At 37.2% G+C, this 25,341-nt stretch carries 21 protein-coding genes; 8 read left to right on the top strand and 13 right to left on the bottom strand.

From position 1 onward, the window contains the following. Window positions 1-206: 206 nt before the first annotated feature. From yjfF to BMW36_RS09395, 4 genes are all read right to left on the bottom strand, one after another. Window positions 207-1,193, bottom strand: coding sequence for a galactofuranose ABC transporter, permease protein YjfF (yjfF, locus tag BMW36_RS09380; RefSeq protein ID WP_245711642.1), 987 nt, complete (start codon window positions 1,191-1,193; stop codon window positions 207-209). Beyond that, complete coding sequence (locus tag BMW36_RS09385; RefSeq protein ID WP_245711643.1) at window positions 1,190-2,230, bottom strand: ABC transporter permease; 1,041 nt, start codon at window positions 2,228-2,230, stop codon at window positions 1,190-1,192. Before BMW36_RS09385 ends, yjfF begins: the two co-directional genes overlap by 4 nt. Before the next feature lie 4 nt (window positions 2,231-2,234). Then, window positions 2,235-3,749 (bottom strand): sugar ABC transporter ATP-binding protein, encoded by a 1,515-nt coding sequence (locus BMW36_RS09390; protein WP_245711644.1) that lies wholly within the window; start codon window positions 3,747-3,749, stop codon window positions 2,235-2,237. An 82-nt stretch (window positions 3,750-3,831) separates the two neighbouring features. Further along, window positions 3,832-4,911, bottom strand: coding sequence for an ABC transporter substrate-binding protein (locus BMW36_RS09395; RefSeq protein ID WP_089740617.1), 1,080 nt, complete (start codon window positions 4,909-4,911; stop codon window positions 3,832-3,834). A 287-nt stretch (window positions 4,912-5,198) separates the two neighbouring features. On the opposite strand from BMW36_RS09395, the gene BMW36_RS09400 reads away from it, so the two are divergent. From BMW36_RS09400 to BMW36_RS09415, 4 genes are all read left to right on the top strand, one after another. Then, window positions 5,199-6,440: a HAMP domain-containing protein gene (locus BMW36_RS09400; protein ID WP_089740618.1), complete on the top strand. Its 1,242-nt coding sequence runs from the start codon at window positions 5,199-5,201 to the stop codon at window positions 6,438-6,440. 135 nt (window positions 6,441-6,575) lie between these two features. Continuing rightward, complete coding sequence (locus tag BMW36_RS09405; protein WP_175480396.1) at window positions 6,576-8,198, top strand: cache domain-containing sensor histidine kinase; 1,623 nt, start codon at window positions 6,576-6,578, stop codon at window positions 8,196-8,198. A 2-nt stretch (window positions 8,199-8,200) separates the two neighbouring features. Continuing rightward, on the top strand, window positions 8,201-9,700 hold the full coding sequence (locus BMW36_RS09410; RefSeq protein ID WP_089740620.1) for a response regulator: 1,500 nt from the start codon (window positions 8,201-8,203) through the stop codon (window positions 9,698-9,700). A gap of 16 nt (window positions 9,701-9,716) precedes the next feature. Then, window positions 9,717-10,664 (top strand): substrate-binding domain-containing protein, encoded by a 948-nt coding sequence (locus BMW36_RS09415; protein WP_089740621.1) that lies wholly within the window; start codon window positions 9,717-9,719, stop codon window positions 10,662-10,664. A gap of 316 nt (window positions 10,665-10,980) precedes the next feature. Here the strand turns inward: BMW36_RS09415 and BMW36_RS09420 are convergent, their stop codons facing one another. Next, a complete protein-coding gene (locus BMW36_RS09420) occupies window positions 10,981-12,081 on the bottom strand; it encodes a hypothetical protein (RefSeq protein WP_089740622.1) in 1,101 nt (366 codons plus the stop codon). Window positions 12,082-12,097: 16 nt separating this feature from the next. After that, on the bottom strand, window positions 12,098-12,904 hold the full coding sequence (locus BMW36_RS09425; protein ID WP_089740623.1) for a hypothetical protein: 807 nt from the start codon (window positions 12,902-12,904) through the stop codon (window positions 12,098-12,100). 149 nt (window positions 12,905-13,053) lie between these two features. On the opposite strand from BMW36_RS09425, the gene BMW36_RS09430 reads away from it, so the two are divergent. From BMW36_RS09430 to melA, 4 genes are all read left to right on the top strand, one after another. Next, on the top strand, window positions 13,054-13,581 hold the full coding sequence (locus BMW36_RS09430) for a helix-turn-helix domain-containing protein (protein ID WP_089740624.1): 528 nt from the start codon (window positions 13,054-13,056) through the stop codon (window positions 13,579-13,581). A gap of 37 nt (window positions 13,582-13,618) precedes the next feature. After that, a complete protein-coding gene (locus tag BMW36_RS09435; protein WP_089740625.1) occupies window positions 13,619-13,957 on the top strand; it encodes a hypothetical protein in 339 nt (112 codons plus the stop codon). A gap of 133 nt (window positions 13,958-14,090) precedes the next feature. Next, window positions 14,091-14,957: an AraC family transcriptional regulator gene (locus BMW36_RS09440; RefSeq protein WP_175480397.1), complete on the top strand. Its 867-nt coding sequence runs from the start codon at window positions 14,091-14,093 to the stop codon at window positions 14,955-14,957. Between the two features lie 97 nt (window positions 14,958-15,054). Beyond that, a complete protein-coding gene (gene melA, locus BMW36_RS09445) occupies window positions 15,055-16,590 on the top strand; it encodes an alpha-glucosidase/alpha-galactosidase (RefSeq protein WP_089740627.1) in 1,536 nt (511 codons plus the stop codon). A gap of 488 nt (window positions 16,591-17,078) precedes the next feature. Here melA and BMW36_RS09450 read toward each other — a convergent pair whose 3' ends face one another. From BMW36_RS09450 to BMW36_RS09480, 7 genes are all read right to left on the bottom strand, one after another. Then, window positions 17,079-18,191, bottom strand: coding sequence for a glycosyltransferase family 4 protein (locus BMW36_RS09450; RefSeq protein WP_089740628.1), 1,113 nt, complete (start codon window positions 18,189-18,191; stop codon window positions 17,079-17,081). Further along, window positions 18,191-19,504, bottom strand: a complete 1,314-nt coding sequence (locus BMW36_RS09455) for an oligosaccharide repeat unit polymerase (RefSeq protein WP_089740629.1) — start codon at window positions 19,502-19,504, stop codon at window positions 18,191-18,193. Before BMW36_RS09455 ends, BMW36_RS09450 begins: the two co-directional genes overlap by 1 nt. Next, complete coding sequence (locus BMW36_RS09460; protein WP_089740630.1) at window positions 19,494-20,822, bottom strand: lipopolysaccharide biosynthesis protein; 1,329 nt, start codon at window positions 20,820-20,822, stop codon at window positions 19,494-19,496. Before BMW36_RS09460 ends, BMW36_RS09455 begins: the two co-directional genes overlap by 11 nt. Before the next feature lie 377 nt (window positions 20,823-21,199). Further along, a complete protein-coding gene (locus BMW36_RS09465; RefSeq protein ID WP_089740631.1) occupies window positions 21,200-22,210 on the bottom strand; it encodes a Gfo/Idh/MocA family protein in 1,011 nt (336 codons plus the stop codon). Window positions 22,211-22,242: 32 nt separating this feature from the next. Then, on the bottom strand, window positions 22,243-23,373 hold the full coding sequence (locus BMW36_RS09470; protein WP_089740632.1) for a DegT/DnrJ/EryC1/StrS family aminotransferase: 1,131 nt from the start codon (window positions 23,371-23,373) through the stop codon (window positions 22,243-22,245). Window positions 23,374-23,387: 14 nt separating this feature from the next. Then, window positions 23,388-23,954: an acyltransferase gene (locus BMW36_RS09475; protein WP_089740633.1), complete on the bottom strand. Its 567-nt coding sequence runs from the start codon at window positions 23,952-23,954 to the stop codon at window positions 23,388-23,390. Window positions 23,955-24,006: 52 nt separating this feature from the next. Continuing rightward, a complete protein-coding gene (locus BMW36_RS09480) occupies window positions 24,007-25,332 on the bottom strand; it encodes a nucleotide sugar dehydrogenase (RefSeq protein ID WP_089740634.1) in 1,326 nt (441 codons plus the stop codon). Window positions 25,333-25,341: the final 9 nt, after the last annotated feature.

The raw sequence follows: 25,341 nt of genomic DNA on the forward strand, positions 1-25,341 counted from the left end.
ATAGTTGAGTAACATTTGAGCAAAGGTCAATTGTGGATCATCCTGTGGGATCAGGACGAACTGAAGCCTTCTAAGCTGCAAACAAAATACTACAAATTTTACTTGTGTAGATGTGTTCCATATTATGTGTTTTATTCTGTTTTAGCAGGGGGCGCATGATAGCTTCATTCTCAGGTATTGCTGTATTCCCTGCTATCTTATATTTTTTACCCGGTACCTGCCTTTTTCTCGCTTCTCCATACGATCACACGCTGTAACACAATAAACAGGAGCAACAGTACACCGATAGCAATTTTAGTCCACCATGAGCTAAGCGTCCCTTCAAAAACGATAATTGTTTGAATAATTCCAAGAATCAGTACACCTACTACACTTCCTGCTACATAACCAGCACCCCCCGTTAGAAGCGTGCCGCCAATTACCACAGCTGCAATCGTATCCAGCTCCATACCGTTAGCATGCAATCCGTAGCCTGATAGCATATAAAAGGTAAAAATTAAACCAGCCAAGGAAGCGAGAAAACCACTTAATGTATAGATAAGTATTTTCGTCCTCGTCACTGGTAAACCCATCAGCAATGCGGATTGTTCACTGCCGCCAATGGCATAGACCGTCCTGCCAAAATTGGTGAAATGGGCTATAAATATTGCAATCGCCGCAACAATCAGAGCAATAACCACACTTATTGAAATAAAATTATTTCCCGGTAAAGGAATTTGCGAGTTTGCCATATACGAAAAGAAAGGGTGATCAATAGAAATAGTTTCCACACTAATCAAATAACTGAGTCCACGCGCCAGAAACATCCCCGCTAATGTAACAATAAATGGCTGCAAATTGTAAAAGTGGATTAATGAACCTTGAATCATCCCCAAAATAGTACCAACTAACAAACTAACAGGAACAACGATCCATGGAGATAACTGTGCTTCCATTGTTAAACTTGCAGCAACCATGCTAGTCAGAGCGATCACAGATCCGACAGACAGGTCAATCCCACCTGATAGGATTACAAATGTCATTCCAACTGCTATAACAATAAGAAAAGCATTATCAATAAACAGATTGAGAAATACCTGTGTGGATAAAAATCCTGTATAGCGTAACGAACCAAAGCTGAACATTAGAACAAACAGGGCAATTGTTGCTACTAATGGGAGTTGTTTATAATCCAGTGATAATCGATTGATCATAATAATGTCGCCCCCTCTTTTCCTTTTTGCTCCCCTGCTCCTTTCACCTTACCAAAACCGAAGACTTTGCGGCGGAATTCCGGTGATTGTAATAAGCACACAATTAATACGACAAGTGCTTTAACTACCAAATTAGTCTCTGCCGGGATACCAATGGAATAAATTGTAGTCGTTAAACTTTGGATAATCAGTGCTCCAATAACTGTCCCTGTAAGATAGAACCGCCCACCCATTAAAGAAGTTCCACCAATAACAACTGCTAAAATGGCATCGAGTTCAAACCATAATCCTGCATTGTTTCCATCCGCACTCATTACGTTAGAGGATAAGATTAAACCGCCAACCCCAGCGCAAAATCCTGAAAACATGTATACCATTAACATAATATTTTTCGAATTGATCCCAGCCAGCCTGCTCGCATCTGGATTTGATCCAACTGACTCTATAAAAAGTCCAAGTGCTGTTTTTCTCGTTAACAAAACAGCTATAAGAAAAACAAATGCTGCAATAAAAATGGAAAACGGCAAGGCCAATAAATAGCCGCCACCAATAAATGAATATGGATCATAGTATACAGTAGTGATTTGCCCGCCAGTAATCAGCTGTGCGACACCTCTCCCAGCAACCATTAAGATTAATGTTGCGACAATCGGCTGCACACCAACCCTGGAGACAAGCAAACCATTCCAGCCCCCAACAAATGTACAAATCAATAATGAAAGCCCAATAGCCATTAGTAATGGTCCTAAACCTGTACCATCCGCACTAGCAACGGTCATCGCACCAATTGCTCCAGACATAGCAATCACTGACCCTACACTTAAATCAATTCCTTTTGTTGCAATTACTAGAGTCATCCCTATCGATATCAGTATTAACGGGGCTCCACGGTTTAAAATATCAATCAGACTTCCTGTTAGCCTGCCATTTCGTATTTCCATTGAAAAGAAACTGCTATCAAAAAACAAATTGATTAGTAAAATTAGCATTAATACGAGAATCGGCCAAAACAGTCTGGATTTTATTATAGCTTTCAATATGTCACCCTCCTCCGGCCATTTCTTTCATAACGTCCTGTTGTGTTAGTTTGCCGTCATTATCAAACTCTTTTACTTTCTTTCTATCTCGGAGTACTGCTATTCTGTCACACGTTCGTAATATCTCTTCTATTTCTGAAGAAATAAATAAAATCGATTTATTCTCTTTACTTAACTTCGTCATTAACTTCATAATTTCTGTTTTTGCACCTATATCAATACCACGAGTAGGTTCATCGAGTATTAACAGATCCGGATCGGTTACCAGCCACCTTGCAAGCATCACTTTTTGCTGGTTCCCTCCACTAAGGTTTTTAATTAATTGCTCTGGATTAGCCGGATTAATATTTAATAATTGAATATATTCATCCGCAATCTTCATTTGCTTTGCTTTTGAAAGATAGCGAAACCAGCCATACACACTTTGAATTGCAAGAATCATATTCTCTCTAACTGTTAACTCAGGGATGATTCCTTCTGTTTTTCTATTTTCCGAACAAAAGCCAATTTTATATAAAATCGCATTCCTTGGGGATGAAAAGTGGGCTTCCTTACCATTTACTTTAATTTTTCCTTTATCTTTTTTATCTGCTCCAAATAAAACACGGGCCATCTCTGTTCTTCCTGATCCTAACAATCCGGCAAGTCCGACTATTTCTCCTTTTCTCATTTCCAAATCAAATGGTTCCACTTTCCCCTTAAGTCCAACCTCATCTGCCTGTAGAAAGGACTGTGTACTCTCTGTTGTATTGCCTGTGTTTTTAGAAGAAATTGCTTCCATCTCCTCTAATTCTTTGCCGATCATTTTCGAAACAAGGTCCATACGGCTGATTTCTGCCGTTTTATACTCCCCAATCCATTCACCATTACGTAATACTGTTAAGCGATCGGTTATTTCAAAGATCTGGTCTAAAAAGTGGCTGACAAATACGATCGCAAGGCCGTCCTTTTTTAATTGTCTCATTACTGCAAATAGCTGCTGCACTTCGTCCCGGTCGAGACTTGAGGTCGGTTCATCCAAGATAAGGATTTTGGCTGATACATTAAGCGCCCTTGCAATAGCGACCATTTGCTGTATAGCTACTGAATAGGAGGATAACAGTTTCGTTACATCAATTTTTAACTGTAATCTTTCTAATAATTTCTCTGCACGCTGATGCATTTCCTTCCATGCTAATCTCCCGTATTTCTTAATTTCCCGGCCGATAAAAATGTTTTCTGTTACAGAAAGGTTGGAACATAGATTCACCTCCTGATATACAGTAGTAATCCCGTGTTCCTGAGCCTTTAACGGACTGCTAATATGAACAGGATTCCCTTCAAGCGTTACAGTCCCCTGATCAATCGGATAAACCCCTGTCAGAACTTTGATCAATGTGGATTTTCCAGCACCATTTTCGCCCATGAGTGCGTGAACTTCACCTGGATAGAGCCTCAGCTGCACATCAGAAAGTGCCTTCACACCTGGGAATTCTTTCACAATATTGGTCATTTCTAATCTCGGCAATTGTTCGGCCAATTTGCCTACCTCCCTCTCAAATCAGTAAGCCTAAAGCAAATCAGTTTTGCTTTAGGCTACTTCATTGCGTTATTACTATCGCTTAATATTCACGCGTTGGTAAAAGTTCTTCTGCCTGATCCATCGTGTACATGCTTTCTTCTACTGCGATACGTTTCTCTAATTCTTCCCCGGCAAAGTTCTGTTCGATTAATTCTACTAATTGCGGTCCAAATAATGGATTACATTCGATAGTTACGTTCATTTTCCCATCTGCCATTGCTTCAAATGCACCTCTTACTGCATCTACGCCAATTATGGTAATGTCTTCTCCTGGCTTTAGCCCATATTCTTCAATTGCCTGAATGGCACCAATGGCCATATCGTCATTGTGTGCATACAATACATCAATATTTTCACCATCTGATTTCAGGAACGCTTCCATAACTTCTTTACCTTTTGCTCTAGTAAAATCACCTGTTTGTGATTTAATAATGCTGAATTTCTCATCTTGCCCGATAATTTCTTCAAAACCTTCTTTACGGTCAATTGCCGGTGCAGAACCAACTGTTCCCTGTAGTTCTACAATATTAACAGGACCTTCTTCGTCTGCCATTTCTTCCACTAACCAGTTTCCTGCTTTTCGTCCCTCTTCAATGAAATCAGAACCGAGGAATGTCACCCATAAGGAATCGTCCTCAACGTCTACAGCACGGTCAACCAGAAATACAGGTATACCTGCATCTTTTGCTTCCTGCAGTACTGTTTCAAAACCTGTCTCCACTACCGGAGAAAAAACGATCGCATCAACTTTTTGTGTAATAAAAGAACGAATTGCTTTTATCTGGTTCTCCTGCTTTTGTTGTGCATCAGAAAATTTTAACTCATGACCAGCATCTTTGATCGCATCCTGAATCGACTTTGTATTAGCAGTACGCCACTCACTTTCCGCACCTACCTGGGAAAAACCGATGACTAATTTTTCACCAGCCTTATCCGTATTTTCTTCTTCCCCAGTGTCACTATCTGTCTCTTCCTCGTTATCTGCCGCTGTTTGTTCTGAATTGTTATCTGTTGGCTCACTGCTCTCTCCGCTTTCTTCATTTGAACCACAAGCTGCTAACAGAATTAGTAAAGCAAATAATAGCACCAATAACCCTTTAACTTTTAAAAGATCTTTCATTATCATGTAACCTCCCCTTTTCTCTTCTCCATTAAAATGTCGGTACATTCACATTTTAAAACGCTTACAATATTTTTGTAATAGATATTCTTTTGAAAAAAATTAATTATTTATCGAATTTCATTTATAAATGTTTAATTTTTTTAGTTATAATTGTGTTATTTTTTAAAATAAGGAAAATAGACTATAGAAACTAGTTCAAATGAGTTAGAATATAAGAAAGCATTTTTCCTGATTTATTAAAAGATAACGAGCGTATCTTAAAACCATTAGTTAGGAGTTTAAAAATGAATGCGTTTTCAAAATTAAATAAATTATCGATCCGCTCAAAATTCCTTATTCTATTTATTTTGCTTTTCGTATGGTTTGGTCTTATACAGCTTGTACAGCTCTTCTTATTTATAAATTATATTAAGCAATATAACGAAATAACGGAAACTATCCATTTAACTAACTCAATCCATGGTCAGCTTAGAGATCAGTTAGAAGAGGAAATTAGAGATATTGTTTATGGAAAAGTTTATTTTGAAGATGGGAAGCAATATCATATTTTAACCCAAATGGAGGGAAATCTTAACACAGTTGCAGAAAAGGAAATGGCACAACCTTTTACCAATGAGATTGAAGAGGTAAGGACAATACTTGCAACAACTACCGAATATGTTGACAAACTTGGCGAGCAGATTAAATTTAATGCACCTGCAGAAGAAAGATACATATCCCAGGAATATATTGGGATTGCCTCTGAATTAATTAATGAACATGTGCAGACATTATTGCAAAAAACTTTGCAGGAAAGTGAAAGACAAAAAGAAGCGATGAAGGAAAAAATCAATCGTGACATTGTTATCAGTGTTACTGTCTACATACTATTAGTAGTAGTTATTTTTTTCATTATCTGGATTGCATCCAAACACATGTTAAAACCAATCTATTCTTTGCAGCATCTTGCCAGAGAAATTGCGAAAGGTAACCTGAAAGTGAAGATTACTCCTGTGAAAGCGACAAATGAAATAGATGATCTTTATAACGGTTTTCTTTCAATGACCAATTATTTAAAGCAAATTATCAGTCAAGTACAGCATACAAGCAAGGAAATCATCCATACATCAAAGCAAATTCATCAAAGTACGGAGGAAAATCTCTCAGCAGGTGAACAAATGACAGCAACCAGTCAATTTATCACAAATGATTTACAACACCAGCATAACCAATTACAACAACTAGAACGTGAGAATCAGAAATTATTAGAGAAGCAAATAACCTTTCAGAGTAAATTAGATAATCTCCCCGGAGAGCACCGCCTTATCCATGAACACACTTCTATTACCATCACGATGATCATCCAGTTGCAGAAAAATATTGAAGAATTTAAAACACAAATTACTGCATGCTTTTCCAATATGGAAGTAATCGGGGCACTGGGAGAAGAGCAGCTGACTACCATTGAAGAAATTGCCGAAAACTCTGATAAGCAGCTCGCCTATTTAGCACAATTACAGCAGCAGTTAAGGCAATTTACCATTTAACTGCAACCCAGGGGATGATGTATCGTGTACAGGAAGTGGTTCACTTGGTTAGACAAAAGCTTACGTATAAAAATGCTTGTTATGTTTGTTCTGTTAACTGTCTTTCCTTTAGTTTTGATAGGATTTATATCTTATATGAAATCTTCGAATATTGTTTCCGAACGAGCATACAGTCTGGCGCAAATTAAAACAAGTCAAATAACAAGGGAAATAGATGTACTTTTCCAGGACATTAACCGTTTTAATGAAATAGGAAAACAAGAGAGCACTGTTCAATTCCTGTTGCGTCAGGAGGAAACCTATGATGAGGCCAAAGAAATCTTAAGATTGTTTGACTTTTACCAGAAGAGTTATTTATCAGGAGAAGATATTCTGGACATTCAAATAACGAACATGGAAGGGAAAACAATCAGTGATAACAAAGGTGTCTATCAACGCAGTGATATAAAAACTGAGGATTGGCCTGCAGAATATCCTGCACAGCCTTCTATGGAGATTATTTACCGGGACGGCTTCCCGCAGCTGGAAGTAACGAATACGATTGTTTGGGATATAACAGATGCAGTGATCGGGTTATTAAAAATAACAATAGATACTTCAGCGATAACCTCTGTGCTGGATAACGTTCAGTTAACGGAAAGCAGTTCTTTTTATATCGTATCAAATAACCAAAGTATATTTTTCCAACAGGAATCGCAACCTTCACCGGCTGCTCCCTACTTCGACTTTTCTAGAATCACAGCAAAAGATCAAGGATATTACAGCAGTAATGGTTGGTTTTATGTATATGAAACTTCGAAAATGACAGATTGGAAAGTGATCGGCCAGGCTCCCGTACAGGAGATCATGAAGGACAGCAATGAAATTCGCACATTGATTTTTTTAACAGTTATTTGCAGCATTATTTTCATTATCGGACTTTATATGTTTATTTCTAACAAGCTGATCCTGCCAATTCACATATTAAAAAGCAAAATGACGCAAGCTGCAGAAGGAAATCTTAATGCTAAAGTCAATCCGGTTGGAGAAGATGAAATCGCCACATTAGGGTACAGCTTCAACCAGATGATCTCAAAAATAAAAACACTTTTAGATCAGAGTATTGAAGAGCAAAAGAAACTGAAGGCAGCAGAATTCAGGACAATGCAGGCCCAAATCAACCCGCATTTTCTGTATAACACGCTCGATACGATCGTCTGGCTGGCTGAAGCGAAGCAGCATGAATCTGTCATTGAACTGACAAAGGCACTGTCGCAATATAGCAGAATATCGCTTAGCAAAGGAAAAGACTGGATTACTATTGCGGATGAAATGTCTCATATTGACAGTTATTTATATATTCAGCAAACGAGATATGAAGATATTTTGGATGTTACGGTCAATGTGGATCAACACCTGTATCGTTATCATATTTTAAAGCTTTTACTACAGCCAATTGTAGAGAATGCCATATATCATGGTATAAAAAACAAACGAGGCAAAGGTTACTTACGGATTAACGGTACATTAGAAGCGGATGATCTGATCAGGTTTGATGTGATTGATAATGGAATCGGAATGGATGAAGCACGCCTGCAGAAATTAAAAAATCATCTAATCTCAGGCGAGGTTGTTCCCGATTCCAAAAGCGGATTTGGACTAATTAATGTGCAACAGCGAATACAGTTATATTACGGAAAAGAATATGGCATAAAGATAAACAGCTGGAAAGGCTCTGGTACACGAGTAACAATAACCATTCCAAAAAGGGGCGAGTAAAGTTGAAAAAAGTATTTTTAGTTGACGATGAAGCAGTGATCCGACGGGGAATCGCTCAAAAAATTGATTGGGAAAACGAAGGATTCATCTATTGCGGAGATGCTTCTGACGGAGAAATGGCGTTACCGTTAATTGAAAGACATCAGCCGGATATTGTAATTACAGACATTAAGATGCCTTTTATGGACGGTTTAACACTGGCAGGAAGATTAAAAGAATCAATGCCACATATTAAGATAATTATTTTAAGTGGACATGATGAATTCGAATATGCCCAGCAGGCGATACGGATACAGGTGGAAGAGTACTGTCTGAAACCTGTCAGCAGTCAGGATTTAGTAAATATCTTACGCAAGGTAAAGGCAGAAATGGATACAAAAAGAACTGAATTTAAAAATATGGAAACAAATGAGGAACTATATGAGCAGCTTTGCAAAGGTGCACTTTCAACAGAAGAAATTAACCACCAGGCGAAAAGTCTACAGGTGGATTTAATCGCAGGTTATTATACTGTTCTTGTCATTGAGAAAAATAATGAGCCATTACATCAGCATATTACAAGCTGCCAACCATTATTATTCGCAAAAGATACGAAATGGGTCCTTATATTAAAAAATGACATAGAGCAAATGCTGCTGGAACAAATAGATAAGATCAAACAGCTGTTAACCTCACATCACCCTTCTCTTTTATATGGATTAGGGTCGATTGAAACAAGAACCGAACATATAACTGTATCTTATGAAAATGCATTAGAAGCATACAATTACAGTCGTGCCATCCAGTCATACACCTTTTTACAGGATGATCAGGATGTACACCGGGAGTTAATGCAATCTTTTGACAGAAGAAAGCTGATTCATTTCCTGAAATTTGGCCAGCAAAGTCAATTAGATGCTTTCATTCAGTCATATGCCAGTTTTATTTACCAACGGGATCTCTCCAATATATTTCTCTATTATTTTCTGCTGGATTTTACGATCACACTTCGCCATCACTTGGAAGAGTCCGAGTATGACGAGCGATGTAAGGAGATAATCGAACCATTAGAAAAATCCCTCCACCAGATCCGAACGAAAGAAGAAATGATTGAATTGATGAAGGAAATGTTAAGGCCATTGTTAATCCACCATGAGCACCAGTTCAGCAAGCATGGCAATGTGATTCAACAGGTAAAACAAATAGTAACTGCAAGGTACCATGATTCCAGCTTGTCCCTTCAGGAAATAGCAAAAGAGGTTAATATTAGCGCATCATATCTCAGTAATATTTTCAGTAAGGAACTGAATCAAACAATTACGGAATTTTTAACAAAGACAAGGATGGAACAGGCAAAACATTTATTACAAACAACCAGTGATAAAACATATGAGATTGCTTATAAAGTAGGCTTTAATGATTCCCATTATTTCTGTCATACCTTCAAAAAAGTAACAGGAATGACAACAAAGGAATATCGAAATTATGCTGCAGAAACTCTATCAGCAACTAGTTTCACCTAAAAAATGAGGGATACAGATGAAAAAGTGGATTTTTGCTATTATTGCACTTTCTGTTTTAATCAGTATTTTTATATTATTCACCTCAATCGAACAACCTTTGCCACAGGAAGATTTGGTAATAGATATGGAAGAGAAATCTTCTGACTATACATTTGCGATCATTTATCCTGTCGCACATCCTTTTTTCGAAAAGGTAACCAAAACAGCCCGTGAACATGCAGCAGATTTGGGTGTGAATATTGTTATTGATGCACCGAAAGTTGCTTCTGCAGAAGATCAGGCAATGATTCTGCAAAAATATATAGATCAACAAGTAGACGGTATTGCAATTGGACCAACAGATCCGGAAACGATAACCCCCATTATCAATGAAGCAATAGATGAGGGAATACCAGTTGTTTGTTTTGATACCGATGCTCCAAACAGTAACCGGTATGCCTATATCGGGACAGATAATTATTTGGCTGGTCTGCATTTAGGTGAAACGGTAGCAAAACATTTAGATTATCGGGGAGATATCCTTGTTAGCAGCGGTTTACCAACGATGGAAAATCTGCGCCTCCGGATAGAAGGCTTAAAAGCTGCAGTTGAACAATATCCGCAATTAGAGATAGAAGAAATTGCCCATAGTAACGGAACACACCCAGATACATTAGCAAATATTGAAAAACTGGTAGAAAATCATCCTGAATTTGAAGGTTTTGTCGGGATAGATTCGCTGGCTGGTCCAGCAGCCATTACGGTATGGAAAGCTCACGGACTTAATAAAACAGCGGTGACGTTCGATGACTTGCCCGTTACTCTGGAAGGTGTGAAAAACGGACAAATAACGAGTGCAATTTCCCAAAATCAAAGTAAATGGGGTGAACTGCTCGTCAACCGTCTGTTTGAACTGATAAACGAAGAAATTGTAAAGGAAAAAGAATATACCGATACAATTGAGATTGATTCTATATCTAAATGACATTAACCAGAAGATTGTAAATTTAAATCACGGTCTATCGGCTGAAAAATCGTTAGGGATAAGAAGAACCATTCTGTTACTTAATTTTCACGTGCGGAGTGGTTCTTCTCTTAACATAGTAAAGAAAGAAAAAAACAATGACAGATAATAAAATAATAGCAAAAGAAACAATACCTGTATTTTCTAACACAACCTGCACCTCACGAATCACTTCCTGTTACCGTTACAAACATAATGAATAATATGATTGTATCATATGGTTTCTGCAGGTGTGTTGTTAAGTATCCTTTACAGGGAATTCAGAAAACTCCTTCCTTCACACCAGTTCTATATCCTTTATAAAGAGATTTAGTTTCTCCAACCGGATCACCGGCATATGGATACTGGCACTTATTGTGAACATTTTATCTGCAGACAGGATGACAATGTCCAAGCCTTTTTCATATTCGAACAAATAGTCTGCAATAATTTTTTCATCATTCTCGTCTGTTCTCAGATTATTATCTTTCATAAACTGATAATTCCACTTCTTGACGATAAACTCACACAGATTGCCAGTTTGCTTTCCGCTCACCACCAGCTCCTCTAATCTGTCCCGAGCTCTCAACCCTTTGGATCTTTTCACCGGATCGTCGCCTTTTATATTGTAATCCCATTCACCCTGAACTGTTTTACTGATCAACAGCTTATGACGTTTCAGTTCTTCAATAATATAATCATCACATTCCATAAAAATGTTCGTATCAATCGCGATTCTTACGTTTTTCCCTTCCCATTGTCTCAAGTGACTGATATTTGTCCGCATTATTCGGAGGGTTTCCTTGTGTGACTCGAGATGCTGCTCAATTTTAGTATGTATCTGGTTAGTAAATGTATGGATTTGCTCGTTTCGTTCACCAACAGTTTGAATTGCTTTTTTGACCTTGGCAGCTTTTTCCTCTTCCTTTTTCATACCCCTCTTTAAGTCAACTATCTGGTCTTCGATATTATGAATATCACTTTCAATACGTTGAACTTGTTTATGCGCTTTATAAAGTCGATAAACCTGGTAAACTGCCCACACTCTTTTAGCTGTACCAAACACTAGAAGGGATATCAGAATTTCCTTTAATGCCGCAAGCCAGCTCCACCCGCTGTGGTAATTCGAAACAATGATAAAGCCAATGGTAAAGGATAATATAAGTGATAAAATATACACTTTTGTTTTGCTGTTATTTTTTATACTTAACTGCCAGATCATAGATTCAGGAAACATGATCGTTGCAAGCATATAATCCAACAGATTAGAATCCAGTTTTCTGCCATTATCCTCTTTACCGAGCACATCATATAAAAGATAAGCATTCAGGCCAAACAGCAGCAGTCCAATAATGACAGGAAGACCTATCCAGTATCCAATAAAAGTAATGATTTCCATTTATCCCGCACCCTCTCTAGTAATTGTTAGAATTATCATGGCCAAAGTCGTCATATCCATAATCATCCATAGAATCCATATCGTCCATTCCATTATCCATATCATCCGGCTCCTCATCGAAAGGATGAAAACCCATCCCGTTTGCTTCTCCATCCTCCATTTCCGCCCGTATCATATCACCATGGTTATTATTCATATCTTCTTCCATTTGCAGTTGTTCTTCCGTTTGCAGCTGTTCTTCCAGCTGTTGCTGCTCCTCGATTTGCCTTTGTTGTTCTTCCATTAATCTTTGCTGCTCTTCCCATTCATGTTCTTCCAATATCCTCTCTTCTTCCTGGATCAAGTCATCATCCTCCTGAAGTTGCCAATCATGCTCATCTTCCATGTAAGGCAGTTCATCAAAGTTTTCTTCCTGTTCTGTAATCACTAAGTTATCCGAGTCATCTAGATAACCACCAAATAAATCCAGATTATTCATTTCATCCAATTCCGTTTGATTGTATGTATTTAAGATACTTAATGCCTGCTCTTCTGCAAGCTTCATTCCCATTATTGCATGGCTTTTTTCAATAAACTTTTCCTTTATATCAAGCAGTTGAGCTTGTTCCTGCTTTGTTTGTTTGAGAATGTCATGCAGTTCTTCCCCCTTCCCAATCACAGCAGCCTGAGCGTATGCTAAGCCGGTTAACTGTTCTTGTCTTTCCTGATACTGATCTGTAACTGCAGTCAATTGTTCCCTTAATCCTTCTAAATCATAGTCTTTTGAAAAAAATGCGACCAATCCAAAAATTAGAATACCAATGATAACTAAAGCTGTTAACATATCATGCCCTCCTCTTGATTCCACATCCAATTTGTGCTAAATTTTAATTATGGCTAAAATCCGATAACTATTGTAAAATTATCATATTACTAATTTTCAGAAATTTCAACAGGTTTTTTCTGGATATAATTAATATAGGAGGAGTCGAAATGAAATTATTCCAGGTTTATACAGTAAGAGGGAGCCGCTTATGGCCTGTTGCTTTATACAGAAAAGAGCTAAATAAGGATCTTAAACGTTTGTCCTCATTAGAGGAGATTAAACAGACATTAATCGAAAACCAAGAAATCACTGTATGCGAATACACAGCTATGGGCGAATATTCGTTAATTGATGCTATGGTTTATAAAAAAGGTATGATCGGCTCCATTGTTGGTCCTGTGCCGTTCACACCGATTAATCAAATGTCTCTTGAGCATGTTTTATCGATTAAGGAAGCGGCAGAGATCTGGAACCTGTCAGATGGAAACATCATTCGCAAAGCAATCGACCGCGGTAACTTTCAGGAAGGAGAAGTGCGGAAATCAGGATCTACCTGGCTAATTTCCTATGCAGGGATGCAGCGCATGTATGAAGCTGTCCCTGAAACAAGAGAAAATGAATACCCAAGACTTCGTGTTCATAAGATGGAATTCGATTTTGAAAAAGGCAAGATGAAGCCGATCGCATTATTCTAATTATGGACCTTAAAAAAGATGAAAAGAGGAATAACAAATGTTTGGAATAAAATCCACATATCCTTTAGAAAAAATTGCCTGCAACTCATGCGATAACCCGCAAGTCATTCGGCTGATGAGACACCGGATCTGTTTTAATCAGCTTGTTCTCATGATATGGCTGTTGATTCCTGTAGTTTTTATTTACAAGAGAAATAACAATCTCCTCTTGTTACTTTACCTATCAATTACGGTATTTACAGTTTTAAGTGTCATTCAACTGTACAGGATACTAAAATTTTGGAAAAGAGAGAAAGAAGAATGGTACCTTTATTGTTTGTCCTGTAAACATATGGGGCAGGCATCTGCTAAAGAGGTTATGGAAGCATGCAAATAATGCCCTGCTGAAAGCAAGGCGCTTTGCCTACCCTTTATTATTTTACTTACCTAAAAACAAGAAATCCATTATAATTAACATAAGGTAAAAGGTGCTTATGTTCCATAAACCAGTTAATAGAGGGCGGGTTAAAATGTACAAGAACAGTATTTATAACAGCCTCCAGCATAATCATATCTATCCTGAAATTACTTATTACTATTATAAAGATTGGGAAGAGTTCCGGATGGAAACACATACCCATCCAGCCATTGAAATCATGTACATGGTGAGGGGCAAATGCAAAATAGTTGTCAATAATACACAATATACACTGAATCAGAAGCAGTTCATCTTAATCGACAGTAATATTCCACACAGGCTCACAGTGGAAAAAGGCAAGCCGTGCCGAATGCTCAATATTGAATTTACACTCCACAAAAGCAGCCACTACTCTGTATTAGGTTCTCTAGTAAATGAATGCAGTGAGGTGAAAGAATTCCTGCAGAACCAAAAGCCATACATCATTCAAAAAGATATTAAGGAAGTTTATCAATCACTCAGGAATTTAGTCTTTGAACTTGATAATAAAAAATATGAGCAAAAAACCATGGTGAATCTATTAATCTCACAACTCCTTATTCAGATTTCCCGCAATCAATTAGAATCAAAGGTAAGAGAACTGCAAGACGCCGATTACTATGTCTCAAAAATAATTAATTATCTTCACGAAAATTATGATGGGCACATTAAAACAGCCGACTTATCTGAACTTGTTCACCTCCATCCAAATTATTTGCACAAAATTTTCAGAAACACGATGAATTGTACGATCATTGAATATTTAACAAAAATAAGAATGGACAAGGCGAAAATGCTATTAAACAAAACGGACATGTCTGTAACAGAGATAACAGAGTTTGTCGGGATTACCAGCAGCCAGTACTTTAGTAAGATTTTTAAAAAGGCAACAGGACTTACTCCAATGAAATACAGAGAATTACGAACCATCCGGAAATAAGTGAGAATATTACACATTAATCCGTCAAGCTGATTAGAAATATTAAATCGCTTTCACTATTACGGTGTTAAGATACTTAGTAAAGGAGGGGTAACAGATGTCATTTAAAGTAACGTTTATTGGTGCAGGAAGTATTGGTTTTACACGTGGCTTATTACGCGATCTGCTGTCAGTGCCTGAATTCCGTAACATTTCGATCGCTTTTACCGATATTTCTGCTAAAAACTTGGGAATGGTAAAAGAACTGTGTCAGCGTGACATCGATGAAAACGGTCTTAATATTACAATCGAAGCAACAACCGACAGAAAGCAGGCTTTAAAAAATGCCCGCTATATTTTAAACGTTGTCCGCATTGGCGGTCTGGAGGCATTCCAGACAGATATTGATATTCCGTTAAAATACGGGGTTGATCAATGTGTTGGCGACACTTTATGCGCCGGCGGGATCATGTATGGCCAAAGGGGAATTGCTGAAATGCTGGATATTTGCAAAGATATTAACACATACGCAGAAGATGATTGTCTTTTATTAAATTATGCCAATCCAATGGCGATGGTCACTTGGGCATGCAATGTTTACGGCAATGTCCGCACAATTGGATTATGTCACGGTGTCCAGCACGGGCACAGACAAATTGCAGATGTATTAGGAAAACCTAAAGAAGAGATTGATATCATCTGTGCCGGGATTAATCATCAGACGTGGTATATCCAAGTCAGCCACAAAGGCGAGGACATGACAGGCAGGTTACTGGATGCTTTTCAATCTCACCCAGAGTTTAAGAATACCGAAAAAGTCCGTATTGATATGTTGAAAAGATTCGGTTACTACAGTACAGAATCTAATGGCCATTTAAGTGAATATTTACCATGGTATCGGAAGCGTCCGGAGGAAATTGAAAAGTGGATTGACCTTGGCACATGGATTAATGGTGAAACCGGAGGCTATTTACGCGTATGTACAGAAGGGAGAAACTGGTTCGAGACTGATTTTCCGAACTGGTTAGAAGATCCACCTTTTGAATATAAACAGGAATTGAGAAGTGAAGAACATGGCTCTTATATTATCGAAGGATTGGAAACCGGCCGAATATACCGGGGACATTTTAATACAGTAAATAATGGTATTATCACTAATTTGCCGGATGATGCAATCATTGAAGCGCCAGGATATGTCGACCGTAATGGTATCAATATGCCTGTTGTTGGTGATCTGCCACTAGGCTGCGCAGCTGTATGCAATAACAGCATTTCTGTCCAGCGCCTAGCAGTAACAGCGGCTGTTCACGGAGATATTCAGTTACTTCGACAGGCAATGATGATGGACCCGCTAGTTGGCGCGGTCTGCAATCCCCCGGAAATCTGGCAAATGGTTGATGAATTATTAGTAAGCCAGGAAAAATGGCTGCCTCAATATCACCATGAAATACCAAAAGCGAAAGAAAGACTTCAAAAAGGCGACCTAATCCCTGTAAAAAAATATGCCGGTGCAGCGAGACTTCCGATCAAATCAGTCGAAGAACTTGCCAAAGACAGGGATGCCGCCAATAAAAATGCCGGTGAGGCGGATAAGGCGAAGGAACGGGCAGCGGCTGTCCTTTCATCCCATTCCGGTAATAGTGATGCTGAATAGATAAAAAAACATTAAACACAAGAGGACGGGTGACTGTCCTCTTGTCTCTAATTCGGTATGCAATTCTTGAAGTATAATATTGCTATGAAGTACAGTGAAGTTTCTATCTTTCGGTGTACTGATCTCTGTTTCATTATACATATTCAACAATTTGTGCCCCACTGACTAGATTTGGGAGCTACAAAACAGATTCTTATGCATATGAATATCTTAATGCCTCTATCAATGCTCTTTCCGTTCCATAGAGCAATACGAGTAGCTGGTATCTCTTTAATTGGTTGCATGAAATAAAAACGGGGCCTGTGAAACAAAAACCTAACTTGAACTGGGAAGTGATATTTACTCTGCCATCTACTAAGATATCCCCTAACCACAATTCGCAATAATTTGTTAGCTGGAATATATAACAACACTTGGGCACTTCAGCACATTATGCAGCGGGAGTACAAGCCCTAAATCACCAAAGCGCGAGAAGTAAAGGCATCAAATTAAGCCTTAACACTCCGTAATTGTTCATATAGGTTAATTAACTTTTTGCTCTCTGCTTCCCAGTTAAATTTGCTCAGAACAGCACTTTTACCGTTTTCCCCCATCGCCCTCGCCTTTTCTGGATTATTCATCACCCATTGAATCGCACTGCTAATTTCATTTACATTTAAAGGATCAACCGTAAGTCCACATTGGTTCCCTTCGATGATCTCTTTCCACAATGGGAAATTGGAAGCAATCACGGGAAGTCCAGTTGCCATATATTCAAACATTTTAATTGGCAAAGAATCTTTATAATTCATCTTTGGCTCTAACACCACCAGCCCTGCCATCGATGTCTCAAGCTCTTTTTTGATTTGATTTCTATTAAGAAAGCCCATGTAATCTACCTTTTCCCATCCTGGCAATTCCTCTACAATTGCTTTCTCGCGCTTATTTGCAAATTTTCCAGCGAGCTTGAAGACAGCGTCAGTATTGGCAATCGATTTTACACAATTAACACTTCCACGGTCTTTTGAAATGCCACCAATATAAATTACACTTTTTTCTTTCTGAATATCCTTTATCAAATAAGGATCATACAATTCCTCTAAAATTGGATAATTATTGACATTTATCACACAATCGTTTAATTTTTGGAACCTTTCTTTGATGTGTGGAGTAGCGGTCACCAAGGCACTGAATTTTTTAACTGCTTGGTTCTCATATTTCTCAAAAAAGAAAGATACCAATTTTCTTAAATAGTTCGGTATCCAATGTTTTGATAATATCTGTCTAGGAACATCTTCATGAATATCGTAAATGACTTTTTTCCCTTTTTTTCTAAGCTTTAAACCAATAGGAATCAGTTCTGGATCATGAAAATGATAGATTTCTGCATTTACATCTAGTGCTTTGCGGTAGATGTCTCTAGTTAAATTCTTAGCTCTTTTAATTCTCCCATTATACGGATTCCTTACACCGTGTACATGAATTCCATTCAAACTTGTTTCTTCCGTATTTGGAGCGATTAAATGAACTTCAAAATCAGCTTTTACTAGGAATGAACACTCTTTAATAGAGATACGTATATCATCATATCGGTGCACAGAAGTAATGTGACATATTTTCATTAAGAAATTTTCCCTTCTTCCTTTATAGAATCATTCTTTTTCCTAAATAAACTGGTTGTCAGCCAAGTTACAAAGATAGCAAACAAGATCCCATGTGTCGCAAAGCTAGTAAACATAGCTGAATTAACGAGTGACATTGAAGGAATAGCCATAATGGATGCAGCAAGTATGAATGGCGCTGGCCTTGCTAAACTATCCAGCAATACAAGTACAAATCCTAAAATAATTAAAAAGATAAAAATACCAAAAAACCCAAAGTTCAAAAATGCATCCGCGAATATACCGACATTGGGACTGAAGTCTTCCCCGTAAACATCCCTCGCTATCAGCCTAACTGGTGTTAGTCCATAAGGGTTTTCGGTCACCCTGGAAAGAATAGAGTGGGATAACATATACTTATCTGCCTGATTGAAATATTCATAATAAACAAAATGCAAATTAGAAGGCGCAAAGAATAAACGTCTCAGAAAAATAGATAACATCAGGATATCTCCTGTTATTTTGTATAGGAAAAACATGCTGGACATAAAGATAGACAGCAATATAGACATGAACATGAGTAATCCATTTTTATAACCTTTTTTTGTAAGAAAGTGTAATGCGAGCACCACTAATGGCGCGAAAAGAAAACTTTTAAAATTTGTCATCGAAAATAAAAACACTTGTAAGAATAGCGTGATAAAAATAATAGATTTTCTCTTTTTCAACAAACCATAAGTTAAAGAAGTTAAATTGATGACGTGCGCCTGCCAAGGAAGCAAGTAAGTAATAAGTGTATTACTGCTATTCACATAGCCTTGTCTTGTGCTGTATACATCTAATAAATTGAGATTTATTCTAGTCAAACCACCAGCAGCAATGAGATACCCATAAACAAACAGACTAATTCCTATCAGAATACTAATTGCTAGATTACTACCTTCTTTTAATTGAAAGTTGTTAATAGGCTTGAATTTACTAATGATTAGATATAAAAGCAGTATAGAGGCAGAAATGACCCAGAAATACATTCTGGAATGATTCTCAAGCCAATAGAGTGAAGAAATTGGCAAATATAAATTTAAATATAGAATGTACACGACGATCTTACTTGGTTTATCATAATCATCCAGTTTTGCTAATAGAAATGATAAAAGAATCACGACAAGATAGGATTCCAGCATCTTTATTCCATTAACATCCACGTTGAAACCGGAATACTCAAACAATGGGTGAACAAATGTAAGGTATCCGTACTCAAGTAAACCTTTAAACAGCAAGATGAATAGGATAGTGAAAATATATTTTTTCTTTATTGCAAAGTTACTTATCATATAAATTCCTCTTTACTAGCTTCTTGTTTTTTTGTAAATAATGTAGAGATAAATAAAATAAAACCGAATATAACAGGAACATACTGATTGAAAAAATCAATAATGTCCTCTCAGCTTCCCAATAGAAGAACCTAGACGGAACAATAATCGTTGCTAAGGATACAAGAACTCTTCCTATATCCCACACCAATTGTACATGCTGCTTTCCTAAAATATTCAATGTCTGTGATAATGGTACAACCGTAAACTGTCCGATAAATAACAGCGCTAAAATTTGCATATAAACACCTGAGTCAGACCACTCTTCACCAAAGATGAATGAAAAGGCAGGTTCGCCATAAACAGCTAGTAAAATAATTGGAATTCCACCAAATAAGAGTAAATTTTTAGCTGTCTTAAGATATAAATTGCGAACATGCCTTATATCTTCTTTTAATAGTTTCGGTGCTTCGTGTAAATATACTTGTGAAATTGATTGACTTACCAAAGAACTTGGAAGTCCAAGCACACGTTGGGTTAAAGCATAAAACCCAGCAACCACTGGATCATAAGCAAATGTCAACATAATTGGAGTTGAGTGAGTGGAAAGACTATTAATCAATCCAGCAGGCATGGAATACATCGGAAATTTTTTAAAGTTTGCAGCAGCTGTTTTCATACTTTCAAAAGACAAATAACTTTTCACCATTTGATAAGACTGTTTTAGATTAGCTTTTACCATTAAATATGATCCGATCAAAGCACCAATAATTCTCCCAATGATATCTCCTGCAATCAAACCGAAACCGGAGTTTGAAATCCCACCAAGTAGTAGTTGGGATACAACTTTCCCTATACTTGTGCCCACCTTTATGTTGGTAATTCCTTTGAACTTCTCCATCCTTATAAAAAAGTAGATGATATTATTGGTAAAACCTAAAAATAGAACCGTAAATGGGATTAGCCAGATTAGCAGGTTTATAAAATCTTCTACTTCTAAAAGGGAGAATATATACTCCCCAAAACAAACAAAAAGGATCCAATAGACGAAAGCTACAACACAAATTAGCAGCATATTAAATCCAAATAGATTAATGAGTTCCTTCTTTGTTCTTGTTAACGGTAGTGCCAATTCATATCGCAATGACACCACCGAGTTTAAAATCGAAATAATTGAAATAAATGTTGCTAATATCCCGAATGCCTCGGGTGTATACATCCTTGTTAAGATAGGCGAAGATAGAACGATCAATCCTTGGGCAAATACGGTTCCTCCAACCAATATAAAAACGTTTTTTAAAAATTTATTTTGTAGCAGTTTTCCCCTGTACTTTTTCATCTACTGCAAATCTCCATCTCTAATAAGTCTTACAATAATTTGTAATAATTTTTCCATTATTACATTTACTTTTAGCAATTTATCGTATCAAACATAACCTGCACGATTTCCATATTTCACCTAACAACACTGTTCCTTTGTAATGACTAATCCATCAGTAACATTACCAATGCAGTAGATGTCTTTCAACTTCCTCTACCTTGTTCTCTTGCACATCCAAACCATTAACTCTAATAACCAAAATTTATTTATCCACCTCTATGGAAGTTAATATAACCAAGAACATCCACATCGACTTCTACGGTTATGTTATGTAACTTATTATTTCAGCTAATTCACAACATGATAATTTAGTTGTTCCACTATTCCATCTTCCCTTACAGTTGAATGGGCTGATTTTTTTGTGCTGATTCATAAAAACTTAAGACAAGTTCAAGTGCTCTTCTTCCATCTTCTCCGGTTACAGCAGGATTCCTGCCTTCTTTAATTGCATTCACCATATCTTCCATAATCCACTGGTGACCTGGAGTGCCCCACGGATCCGCTTTAATCCTTTCTTTCAAATCATTTATTTCCCTTTCTGACATATCTTTAATGTCGAGATGTTCGAAATAAATGGCATTTGAACCTCCAATTTTAACTGTACCTTTCTCACCGAATATTGTAATAGACTCTTCATAGTTTTTAGGATACACAGTAGTCGAAGCTTCTACTGTTCCAAGTGCACCTGAATCAAATTTTATAGTTCCGATAGAGACGTCTTCAGCTTCTATATTTCTAAATCTTGTTGCTTCCATACTAAACACTTGTTCAGGAGAGCCCATAAACCATAACAATAAATCAAGATTATGAATTGCTTGATTCATTAAAACTCCGCCATCATGCTGTTTAGTTCCTCTCCAAGGAGCTTGGTCATAGTATTCCTGATTTCTGTTCCAATTCACAATACAGCTTGCATGGCTAATCTTTCCTAATAGACCTTGGTCTATAATTTTTCTCAGCTCTTGAACAACCGGTCTAAAACGGTTCGGATGAACAACAGCTAGTTTTATATTATTAATTTTACAAGCATTGACAATTGTATCAGTATCTTCGACTGTCATAGCAATCGGCTTCTCTACAATAATATGTTTTTTTGCTTCTGCCACTTGCACTGCTATAGAAGCATGGAAACCACTTGGAGTACAAATACACACTATATCAATATCCTCTTTTTCCAGCATATCTTCTAATTCAGTATAAGGTTTTGCATCATATTCTTCTTTATAAAAATCCATTACAGTTGGAACCTTATCACAGACTGCAACGAGCTTAGCAGCATCAATTTTCTCAATTGCTGCTGCATGCTTTTTTGCTATAAAGCCGCATCCAACAATTGCAAAATTCATAACGAAACCTCTTCCTTTTTCATATATTTGACTTAATCACTCATAAAATCTTGTATTACATCACATACTCTTGTAATTTCTCCCTCCTTTAGATATGGATGCATTGGGAGTGACAGAACGGTATCACAAAGCTTGTTTGTAACAGGGAAATCTCTCTCATCAAATGGTAAATCAGAAAATGCCTGTTGACGATGCATCGGTTTAGTATAATAAATCATACTAGGAATATTATTTTCTTTTAGCTTATCTTGTAAGGCGTTCCGCTGTTTTTTTGAAACGAGTTTAATGGTATATTGAGCAAAGCTTGAATAATAACCTTCTGGAATAAAAGGTGTTTCTACAATATTTTGCAGTCTTTCACTATAAAGTTGGTAAGCTCTATTTACTCCATCTAGTTCATGTTCTTTAAATGCATGTAATTTTACTTGTAAGATCGCCGCCTGTATGGTATCTAATCTAGAATTAATACCAATTCTTACATTATCATACTTGTTTTCACCTTTCCCATGCGTTTTATAGGAACGAAGCATTTCAGCTGTTTCATCACTATCGGTAAAAACTGCCCCACCGTCTCCATAACAACCTAAAGGCTTAGCAGGGAAAAAGGAAGTTGTTGCAGCGTTACCGAAACTGCATGCCATTTCGCCATTAATGTTTCCACCAAACCCTTGAGCACCATCTTCCAAAACAAGCAGATTGTAACTTTTAGCAATTTTTTCTATTTCATTATAGTTAGCTGGTAGTCCAAACAGATCAACTGGTATAACTACTTTAGGATTTAATTTTCCTTCTTTATTTACTTTTTCAATAGATTGTGTAAGTTTTTCAGGATCAATATTGAAAGTCTTTTCATCCACATCAACAAAAACTGGTGTTGCTCCGTTAAATGAAACCACTTCTCCTGTTGAGAAGAATGTAAAATCAGGTACAAAAACAGCATCGCCTTCTTTTACATCCCATGCCATCAAAACCAGTGATAAAGCATCCGTGCCATTAGCACATGTAATACAGTGCTTAACACCAACGTATTCAGCTAAATCTTTTTCTAGCTCATTTACTGGTTTGCCACCTATATATTGGCCAGTATTTAGCACATTATGAATAGCATCATCAATAACAGATTTATACTGAGTATATTGAGCTTTTAAGTCACGAAACTGCATACTTTACCTCTTTCCTATTCTTTAATTTCCGTTAAGCTATCTTCTATTAATTTATAAGATCTATCACATTCTTTACAATGATAATCTTCTTTTATTGGAAGACCGCATTCACAAACCCAACCAATTTGTTTTGCCGGAACTCCAGCCACTAATGCATAGTCTGGTACATCTTTTGTTACAACGGCTCCCGAAGCAATCATGGCCCAGGAACCGATGGTATTTCCGCATATAATCGTTGCGTTTGCCCCTATAGAAGCACCATATTTGACTAGCGTTTTTTTATATGCAGCACTACCTTTAGGGTATTTACTTCTTGGGGTTAAGTCATTGGTGAAAACCATAGACGGACCACAGAACACATAATCTTCTAATTCCACACCCTCATATACAGAAACGTTATTTTGAATCTTTACTCCATTACCAATTTTAACGTTGTTAGATACATTTACATTCTGCCCTATTGAACATTTCTCTCCAATTTCTGCACCCGAATGAATATGACTAAAATGCCAAATCTTTGTCCCTGCTCCTATCTTTACGTTCTCATCAATATAACTACTTTCATGTACAAAATATTGCATTGAAATGTCTCCTTATCTAGCCCACTGAGAAGAAATCCTTTTGGATACTATCCTATAGCAACTCAATATTGTCTCTATTTGTTATATCCTTCATAGCATTTTTTGTATCAAATATAGCTTTTGCATGCTCTTGGACTAGCGTGTAATCTACCATTGTATGGTCAGTTGTTATCATAACCAGATCCGCAGATTCAATTAATTCTACTGTTAAATCAGGTTCCCCCTTTTTAACTTTTCCATGAGCTTTGTATTCTGGTACATATGGGTCATAGAAAATAACTTCTGCTCCCTCTTTTTCTAATTCATTAATTACTCTAATAGCTGCACTTTCCCTGCAGTCATCAATATCTTTTTTGTATGCCACACCAAGCACAAGTACTATTGAGCCATTCATTGCTTTTTTGTGTTTATTCAAAATTTTGCTAGCTCTCTCCACACAGTATTCAGGCATTCTATCATTTACCATCATTGAGGATTCAATCATCAATGTATGAAAATCAAATTCCCTCGCCTTCCAAGACAGGTAATATGGATCAAGAGGAATACAATGCCCCCCCAGTCCCGGTCCTGGATAAAATGCTTGAAAACCATATGGTTTTGATTTTGCAGCTTCTATAACCTCCCAAAAATTTATTCCCATTTTTTCACTAAGAATTGCTAGTTCATTGACTAATCCTATATTAATATTTCTGTATATATTCTCTAAAATCTTCTCCATCTCTGCTATCGCTGGCGAGGAAACACGATGGATAGGGGCTTCTAAAATACTTTCATACAAAGCTGCAGCTACATCAGTACATTTTGATGTAGATCCACCTACAACTTTTGGTGTATTTTTGGTTTTAAAAGTTAGATTACCAGGATCTACTCTTTCAGGTGAATACGCTAAGTAGAAGTCCTCTCCACATTTCAATCCGGATTCTTCAAGTATTGGCTTCAAAAGTTCTTCAGTTGTTCCTGGATAGGTTGTGGATTCTAACACTATTAACATATCTTTATGCATGTAGGGTACGATGCTTTTTGCAGAGGCTTTCACATAACTAATATCAGGCTGTTGATATTTATCTAGAGGTGTAGGAACACAAATACTTACACAATCTGCTTGCGCTACTTTTTCGAAATCCGTAGTTGCTAATAAATCTCCGGATTTAACTAGTTCAGCAAGGTCCTCGTTCACTACATCACCAATATAATTTTCTCCATGATTAACCATTTCCACTTTCGATTCTTGAACATCGAATCCAATGGTTTTATATCCAGCTTTCGCTTTTTCAACAGCCAGCGGAAGACCGACATAGCCCAGACCGATGACTCCAAGAGTTGCAGTTTTGCTTAGTAACTTATCCTTCAAATTACTTGTTGAGGTAGCAGTATTCATAAGATTAGT

It is taken from the genome of Gracilibacillus ureilyticus (genome assembly GCF_900111195.1).
Lineage (GTDB): Bacteria > Bacillota > Bacilli > Bacillales > Amphibacillaceae > Gracilibacillus > Gracilibacillus ureilyticus.